General features: G+C 72.4%; 6 protein-coding genes and 1 pseudogene. 3 read left to right on the top strand and 4 right to left on the bottom strand.

Going from position 1 to position 6,950, the window contains the following annotated elements; genetic code table 11:
* Positions 1 to 90: 90 nt before the first annotated feature.
* Together KMS84_RS21680 and KMS84_RS21675 are read right to left on the bottom strand one after the other, a co-directional pair.
* Positions 91 to 396, bottom strand: a complete 306-nt coding sequence (locus KMS84_RS21680; protein ID WP_256918042.1) for a small hydrophobic protein — start codon at positions 394 to 396, stop codon at positions 91 to 93.
* A gap of 246 nt (positions 397 to 642) precedes the next feature.
* Positions 643 to 2,278 (bottom strand): annotated as a pseudogene (locus KMS84_RS21675) (MFS transporter); the annotation flags it as partial.
* An 84-nt stretch (positions 2,279 to 2,362) separates the two neighbouring features.
* On the opposite strand from KMS84_RS21675, the gene KMS84_RS21670 reads away from it, so the two are divergent.
* The 3 genes from KMS84_RS21670 to KMS84_RS21660 all read left to right on the top strand — a co-directional run bounded on the left by KMS84_RS21670 (position 2,363) and on the right by KMS84_RS21660 (position 5,249).
* Complete coding sequence (locus KMS84_RS21670; protein WP_256918040.1) at positions 2,363 to 3,025, top strand: TetR family transcriptional regulator; 663 nt, start codon at positions 2,363 to 2,365, stop codon at positions 3,023 to 3,025.
* A 92-nt stretch (positions 3,026 to 3,117) separates the two neighbouring features.
* The gene (locus KMS84_RS21665; RefSeq protein ID WP_256918037.1) at positions 3,118 to 4,335 is read left to right on the top strand and encodes an alpha/beta hydrolase; all 1,218 of its coding nucleotides are present in this window, start codon (positions 3,118 to 3,120) and stop codon (positions 4,333 to 4,335) included.
* A gap of 68 nt (positions 4,336 to 4,403) precedes the next feature.
* Positions 4,404 to 5,249 carry a DUF4429 domain-containing protein gene (locus tag KMS84_RS21660; protein ID WP_256918036.1) on the top strand — a complete coding sequence of 282 codons (846 nt, stop codon included), beginning with the start codon at positions 4,404 to 4,406 and terminating at the stop codon, positions 5,247 to 5,249.
* Positions 5,250 to 5,327: 78 nt separating this feature from the next.
* On the opposite strand, the gene KMS84_RS21655 is transcribed toward KMS84_RS21660, so the two are convergent.
* Together KMS84_RS21655 and KMS84_RS21650 are read right to left on the bottom strand one after the other, a co-directional pair.
* Positions 5,328 to 6,344: an aldo/keto reductase gene (locus KMS84_RS21655; RefSeq protein ID WP_256918035.1), complete on the bottom strand. Its 1,017-nt coding sequence runs from the start codon at positions 6,342 to 6,344 to the stop codon at positions 5,328 to 5,330.
* Entirely contained in the window at positions 6,341 to 6,868 is a 528-nt protein-coding gene (locus tag KMS84_RS21650; RefSeq protein WP_256918034.1) for a MerR family transcriptional regulator, read from the bottom strand. Before KMS84_RS21650 ends, KMS84_RS21655 begins: the two co-directional genes overlap by 4 nt.
* Positions 6,869 to 6,950 lie beyond the last annotated feature (82 nt).

Genomic DNA, 6,950 nt, shown 5'->3' with positions numbered 1-6,950 from the left:
CGCTCGCATCATGACCAGAGGACTGCCAACACGGGCCCTGACCTGCCCCAACACGGCCTTATGCAACGCCCTTTAGGGACGCGCGGGGCGTCAGAGCAGCCCGTTGCCCGTTCCCGTCGCGCCCGCCAGCCAGATGATCGCGAGCAGCGTGTCGATCGCGCCGAGGACGACGGCGACCAGGGCCGGCACCGGGCGGGAGCCCGCCCAGCTGCGGCCCATGGCCAGCCAGCCGCAGACGATCGCCGCGGGGCCGAGGACGATCCCCAGCGCGAAGAATCCGGCGACCGCGCAGACGAGGCCGATGATGCCGAGCGTCGCGCGATCCGGCCCGGCCTGTGACCCCGTGCGGCCACTCGAGCGGGGGTACCTGCGGGCGCCGTTTCCGAGACCGGCCATCGTCAACTCCCTGCAATCCGGGGCTGTTCGATGGTCGGGTACCCGCGACACGCGGACTATGCCCCGCGGTTGCCGGGCAGTCGGCGCGCTGTCCCCCTCCGGCAGCGCGCCGCGGCCCTGCTCGGCCCTGCCATCCGCAGGGCATGACCAACTGTGACCTGCGGCGCGCGCCGGATGCGAGGGACCTTTAGCGTTGTCACCCTGATGGATGAAATTCGTTGAAATCCCGTCAGGTTCGGTTCCCCGTCCCCTTCCCGCGGGAGCCCGCGGGGCGGGAACCTCAGATGTGGCCCATCCCGGCGCCCGCGTCCGCGTTCTCCCCGCGCTTGGTGAACAGCGCGACGACGACGGCGACGACCGCGACCCCGGAGGCCACCAGGGACGCCAGGCTCATGCCGGAGATGAACGTGTCGTGGGCGACGTCGGCGATCTTCGCCGCGATCGCCTCGGGAGTGCCCTTGGGCACCGGGGCCGCGCCGACCTGGACCGCCTCGGAGGCCTGGTCCAGCTGGGCGGGGGTGAGCCCGGGCAGGCCCGCGGCCTTCCAGTTGGCCGGCAGGTCGCTGTCGACCTTGGAGGCCATCACGGCGCCCAGCACGGCCGTGCCGAGGCTGCCGCCGATCTGCATGGCCGCCTGCTGGAGACCGCCGGCCACGCCGGACAGCTCCATGGGCGCGTTGCCGACGATGACCTCGGTCGCCCCGACCATGACCGGCGCGAGGCCGAGGCCCAGCAGGGCGAACCAGACCGACATGACGCCGCTGCCGGTGTCCGTCTCCAGCGTGGACATGCCGTACATGGCGACGGCCGTGGCCGCCATGCCGCCGGCGAGCGGGATGCGGGGGCCGAGCTTGGTGATCAGCGCGCCCGCGAGCGGGGAGCCGACGATCATCATGCCGGTGAGCGGGAGGAGGTGCAGGCCCGCGTCGATGGGGCTCATCCCGTGCACGTTCTGGAGGTAGAACGTCACGAAGAACAGACCGCCGAGGAAGGCCACGGCCATGAGGACCATCAGGATCACGCCCGCCGACAGCGGGACCGAGCGGAACAGCGCCAGCGGAATCAGCGGTTCGCGGACCTTCGTCTCCCAGTAGGCGAAGGCGGCGAAGAGCACCGCGGAGCCGAGCACGAACGCCCAGGTCGCTCCGTCGCCCCAGCCCCAGGTCGGCGCCTTGATGAGGGCCCAGACCAGGCAGAACATCGCGCCCGAGAGCAGGGCGATGCCGAGGAGGTCGAAGGAGCGCGGGGCGTTCTCGGCCCGGTGGTCGAGCAGGATGAGCACGCCCAGGACCAGGGCGAGGGCCCCGACCGGCACGTTGATGAAGAACACGGACTGCCAGTTGACATGCTCCACGAGGACGCCGCCGAGGATCGGCCCGCCCGCGGTGGACGCGCCGATGACCATGCCCCACAGGCCGATGGCCATGTTGAGCTTCTCCGCCGGGAAGGTCGCCCGCAGCAGGCCGAGCGCGGCCGGCATCAGCAGGGCGCCGAACAGGCCCTGGAAGACCCGGAAGACGACGACGAGCGCGATGCTGTCGGACAGGCCGATCGCGCCCGAGGCGGCGGCGAAGCCCACGACGCCTATGAGGAAGGTCTGGCGGTGGCCGAAGCGGTCGCCGAGCTTGCCCGCGGTGATCAGGGAGACCGCCAGCGCCAGGAAGTAGGCGTTGGTGATCCACTGGACCTCGGCGAAGGTGGCGCCCAGGTCGCTGGCGATGGCCGGATTGGCGATGGCCACGATGGTGCCGTCGAGGGCCACCATCATGACGCCGACGGCGACGGTGAGCAGGGTGAACCACGGGTGGCCGCGCAGCCCCCGGGCGGGCGGTCCCTGCGACGGGTCTGCCGGCGTCCTGCCCCCAGGCCCCGTCGAGTCGATGGCGGTCTGACTAGTCATGTGTTCGAGGCTAGTGACAGTCGCTGACAATTGACAAACGAGTTCACAAGTCGGTAACTGACACCTATGCACACACTGCGCGAACGGAAGAAACAGCGCACCCGGGACGCGCTGCTCAGAGCCGCCGTGGAGCTGTTCACGTCCCAGGGCTACGACGGGACGACCGTCGACGAGATCGCCGAGGCCGTCGACGTCTCCCAGCGCACCTTCTTCCGCTACTTCGCCGGCAAGGACGAGGCCGCTCTCGGCCTGGTGCGGATGACGGTGGCCCGGTTCGTCGAGGCGGTGCGCGCCCGCCCGCCGCAGGAGGCGCCGATGCAGGCGCTGCGCGGGGCCGTCGTCGACGGCTGGTACTCGATCAACGAGGTCGTCGAGTCCGTCGTCCCGGTGGAGCTGTACCTGCGCATGTACCGGGTGATCGAGGAGACGCCGGTGCTGCTCGCCGCGCACCTGCGGCGCTCGGCGGAGGCGGAGGAGGACCTGGCGCGGGTGATCGCCGAGCGCGAGGGGCTCGACGTGGACGCCGATCCGCGGCCGCGGCTGGCGGTGGCCGTCTTCAGCGGGGTGATGCGGGCGGCGGAGCGCCAGTGGTCCGCGGGCGGGGAGCTCGACCCGGAGGGCGTCCGGCTGCTCACGGCGCGGTGTCTCGACGGGCTGGGGCCGGCGCTGCTGGGCGAGTGGCGCGAGCCCGGAGCGAGCCGCGGGGCCGGAGGGGGCGCACAGGCCTGAAGGGGATCATGACCACTCGCACACCGGTTGAAACGTGATCCGTGTCACTTGGGTCACCCGAGACCCTCCCGTTCTCCTAGTGTGTCCTTTCAGTGACTTCCTTCGACACCTCCCCACCGCTCAACGTCTGGCGCGCGCTGGCCGCCCTGGCCGTGGTGTTCGTGATGCTGACGACCACCGGCTGGACCGCGCTGCACCAGCACCGGGGCACCACCGCCCTCCAGAACTCGCGCACGGCGTGGGAGCACGGCCGCATCGACGGCCGGCGGCTGCCGGACCCCGGCTCCGCCCCCGCCCGGCTCGCCCGCTTCTTCGCCACGCTGACCGCGCCGCAGCGCACCGCGCTCGCGCACGACTACGCGCTCGCGGTCGGCAACATGAACGGCGCCCCCGTCGAGCTGCGCTACCGCGCCAACCGCACGGCCCTGCGCCAGCAGATCCGGCTGGAGCGCAGACGTGTGCACGACAGCCGGCTCACCCCGGCCGGGCAGCAGCTGGCCGACCGGCGCATGCACCGCTACGAGGCGATGAGCGCCGCGGACCGGCAGATCCTCGCCTTCGACCCGGAGGGCTCCGGCCGGGCCGCCGAGGTGTTCGGCAGGCTCGACCACGCCGAGCGGGTCTCGGTCGTCGTCCCGGGCGTCGACACCGACCTGCTCACCTTCCAGCGCACCAACCGCAAGTACTCGGCGCCCGTCGGCATGGCCCAGGCGCTGTACGCGGCCGAACACGAGGCGAGCCCCTCGACGCGCACGGCGGTGATCGCCTGGGCCGACTACACCTCGCCCGACGGCGTGGGCATCGACTCGGCCACAGCGATGCGCGCCAGGAACGGGGCCGTCCGGCTGAACGCCCTGCTCGGCGCCCTGCCGGGCCGGGCGCCGGTGTCGATGTTCTGCCACAGCTACGGCTCGGTGGTGTGCGGTGTCGCCGCGCGCTCCATGCCGGACCGGGTGACCGACATCGCGGTGGCCGGCAGCCCCGGGATGCGCGTGGACAACGCGGCCCAGCTGGGCACCGACGCCCGGGTGTGGGCGATGCGCGACGCCGACGACTGGATCCAGGACGTGCCGCACCTGGAGGTCGGCGGCCTCGGGCACGGCGAGGACCCGATGGCGCGCGAGTTCGGTGCGCGCGTGCTGTCGGCGCGCCAGGCCCAGGGCCACGGAGGCTACTTCGAACCGGGCACGGACAGCCTGCGCAACTTCGCCGAGATCGGCACCGGCTCGTTCCGCTCGGTGGAGTGCGCCCACGACGACGACGCCTGCACGGCGGGCCTGACCGACACGACAGAGGCTGGACGCGCGTAGAGACGCAGGAATTGCGGGTGCGCGCGGGGAGGGGACGAAGAATGGGTGTCACGCATACGATGAGCCGCATGGGTGACGTACTGGCCGGATTTCATGCCGCCTGGGAGTTCGATTCCGACTCCGTCCTCATCCGCTACGAGCGAGGGCTGCGCACACCCAAGCTGCTCTCGGCGCTCGGGGAGCGCCGGATCCCGCTGTCGGCCCTCGCCGGTGTGACGCTGAGCCCCGGCAAGCGGGGGACGGTCGTGCTGCGCGCGGAGCCCCGCCCGGGAGCCGATCCGCTGATGGAGGCGGCCGCCGGCCAGCTCAAGGAGGGCAGCGACCCCTACCGGCTGGTGCTGCCCGCCGAGCGCGAGACGCTCGCCGAGTACTACGCCGACGAACTGCGCTCGCAGCTGACCGCCTCCGGACCGGCCGAGCGGTTCCTGGTGGACGCCCCCGAGGTGCCGCTGTCGTTCAAGGCGTACGACGGCAAGGCCTCGTTCGACGGGCGGACGGTGCGCTTCCGGTGGTTCTGGACGGGCGCGTCGTCCGCGAAGTGGAAGGCCGGCGACCAGAGCTTCGCCGTCTCCGAGCTCAGCGGGATCGAGTGGCGCTCGCCCGAGGTGTTCGAGGGACACCTGCGGCTGGTCAACGGACAGGACGCGCCGGTGCAGCCCGACCAGGATCCGGCGACCGTCGTCTTCGGGCTCGGCTACGGGCCCGTCCACGAGTCGCTGCCGTTCGCGGCGGCCGTGCTGGCGGCGGTCCGCGGACGGGGAGGCCAGGCGGCCGTCCCGGCCACGACCGTGCCGCGCCGCGATCCGGCCGACATCGCCGACCGGATCCGGCACCTCGGGGAACTGCACCAGGCCGGACTGGTCACCGACGAGGAGTTCTCCGTCAAGAAGGCCGAGCTGCTGGCCGAGCTGTAGGCCGCGTCCCGGCGGCGCCGCGCCCGGCGCCCGGGCGCGGCTCCGGCCGCCGCTCCGGGGGCCGGGCGGCCGGGCGGGTCACTCCCGTCCGGCGGAGGCGAACCGCATGTCCGCGTACCGGTCGCCGGCCACCTTCGCCGCGATCGGCTCCAGCAGGGCCAGCTCCTCGTCGCTCAGCACGATCGCCGTCGCCGCCGTGTTCTCCTCCACCCGGCCCGGCCGGCGGGTGCCCGGGATCGGGACGACCGGCAGGCCGTGCACCGCGCCGCGCTGCTGGACCCAGGCGAGGGCGATCTGACCGGGCGTGGCGCCGTGGGCCTCGGCCACCGCGCGGACCGGCTCCAGCAGGGCCGCGTTGGCGGCCGCGTTCTCGCCGTGGTAGCGGGGCTGCTGACGGCGGAAGTCGTCGGCGGTGAGGTCGGTCGCCGCGTCCGCGAAGGAGCCGGTGAGGAAGCCCCGGCCGAGCGGGGAGTAGGGCACCAGGGTCACCCCGAGCTCGCGGGCCGCCGGCACCACCTGCGCCTCGATGTCACGGCTGAACAGCGACCACTCCGACTGGACGGCGGCGATGGGGTGGACCTCCTGGGCCGCGCGCAGCTCGGCGGCCGTCACCTCGCTCAGGCCCAGCTGCTTGACCTTGCCCTCGCGCACCAGCTCGGCCATCACGCCGACGGTGTCCTCGATCGGCACGGTCAGCTCGCGGCGGTGCATGTAGTACAGGTCGATGACGTCGACGTCCAGGCGCCGCAGACTCGCCTCGACGGCCTCGCGGATGTAGGGCGCGTCGTTGCGGATGATCCGCCGGGAAGGGTCCTCCGGGGGTATCGCCAGGCCGAACTTGGTGGCGATCACGACCTCGTCGCGGTGCGCCCTGAAGAACGGGGAGAGGAACTTCTCGTTCTCGCCCGCGCCGTAGGCGTCCGCCGTGTCGTAGAGCGTGACGCCCAGCTCCAGAGCCCGTTCCAGGGCGGCGCGGGACGCGTCGGCGTCCGTGGGCCCGTACGCGAAGCTCATGCCCATGCAGCCCAGGCCCTGGACGCCGACCTCGGGGCCGTTCGCTCCGAGTCGTGCCGTGGGGATCGTGCGGGGGGTCATCGGGCGGTCCTTTCCGCTTCGTGGAGCCGGTCGTCCGGCGACTGGGGGCCCTCGTGGGGCCGGGCGCGGGTGGCGTCGCCGTAGAAGGTGATCTTCCGGTCCAGCACGGCGAGCGTGTCCTGGAGTTCGGCGATCCGGGCCCGCACGTCGCGCCGGGTGTTCTCGAGCAGTTCGTAGCGCTCGCCGAAGGTGTGGTCGCCCTCGCGGACCAGCTCGGCGTACCGCACCATGTCGGCGACCGGCATGCCGGTCAGCCGCAGTTTGCCGACGAGGTCGAGCCAGTCCAGGTCGCGGTTGCTGTACCGGCGCTGCCCGGTGTGGGAGCGGTCGATGTGGGACATCAGCCCGATCCGCTCGTACCAGCGCAGGGTGTGGGCCGTCAGGCCGGTGAAGGCGACCACCTCGCTGATCGTGTAGCTGTCCCGGCCGTCCGGGCGGGGGTGTCGCGGTGGGGGCGCGGAGCAGACGTCTGCGGGGTTCGGGTTCTGCTCGATGGTCACGGGCGTGGTCTGCAACACCGTCATGGCCCCCACGCTAGGACCTTGGAGTGCGCTCCAAGCAAGCGGATCCGGTAAGAAAACCGCGGGACTCGGCCTGATCGCATTG

The organism is Streptomyces hilarionis, assembly GCF_024539675.1.
GTDB classification, from domain to species: domain Bacteria; phylum Actinomycetota; class Actinomycetes; order Streptomycetales; family Streptomycetaceae; genus Streptomyces; species Streptomyces hilarionis.
Note: the sequence above shows the minus strand (reverse complement) of the source record. Positions and strands in the feature narration are given on the sequence as shown.

Bases quoted from the DNA above. Each gene is read 5' to 3' on its own strand.
- KMS84_RS21680 (WP_256918042.1), bottom strand. From the start codon at position 396: ATGGCCGGTCTCGGAAACGGCGCCCGCAGGTACCCCCGCTCGAGTGGC.
- KMS84_RS21670 (WP_256918040.1), top strand. From the start codon at position 2,363: ATGCACACACTGCGCGAACGGAAGAAACAGCGCACCCGGGACGCGCTG.
- KMS84_RS21660 (WP_256918036.1), top strand. From the start codon at position 4,404: ATGGGTGACGTACTGGCCGGATTTCATGCCGCCTGGGAGTTCGATTCC.
- KMS84_RS21655 (WP_256918035.1), bottom strand. From the start codon at position 6,344: ATGACCCCCCGCACGATCCCCACGGCACGACTCGGAGCGAACGGCCCC.
- KMS84_RS21650 (WP_256918034.1), bottom strand. From the start codon at position 6,868: ATGACGGTGTTGCAGACCACGCCCGTGACCATCGAGCAGAACCCGAAC.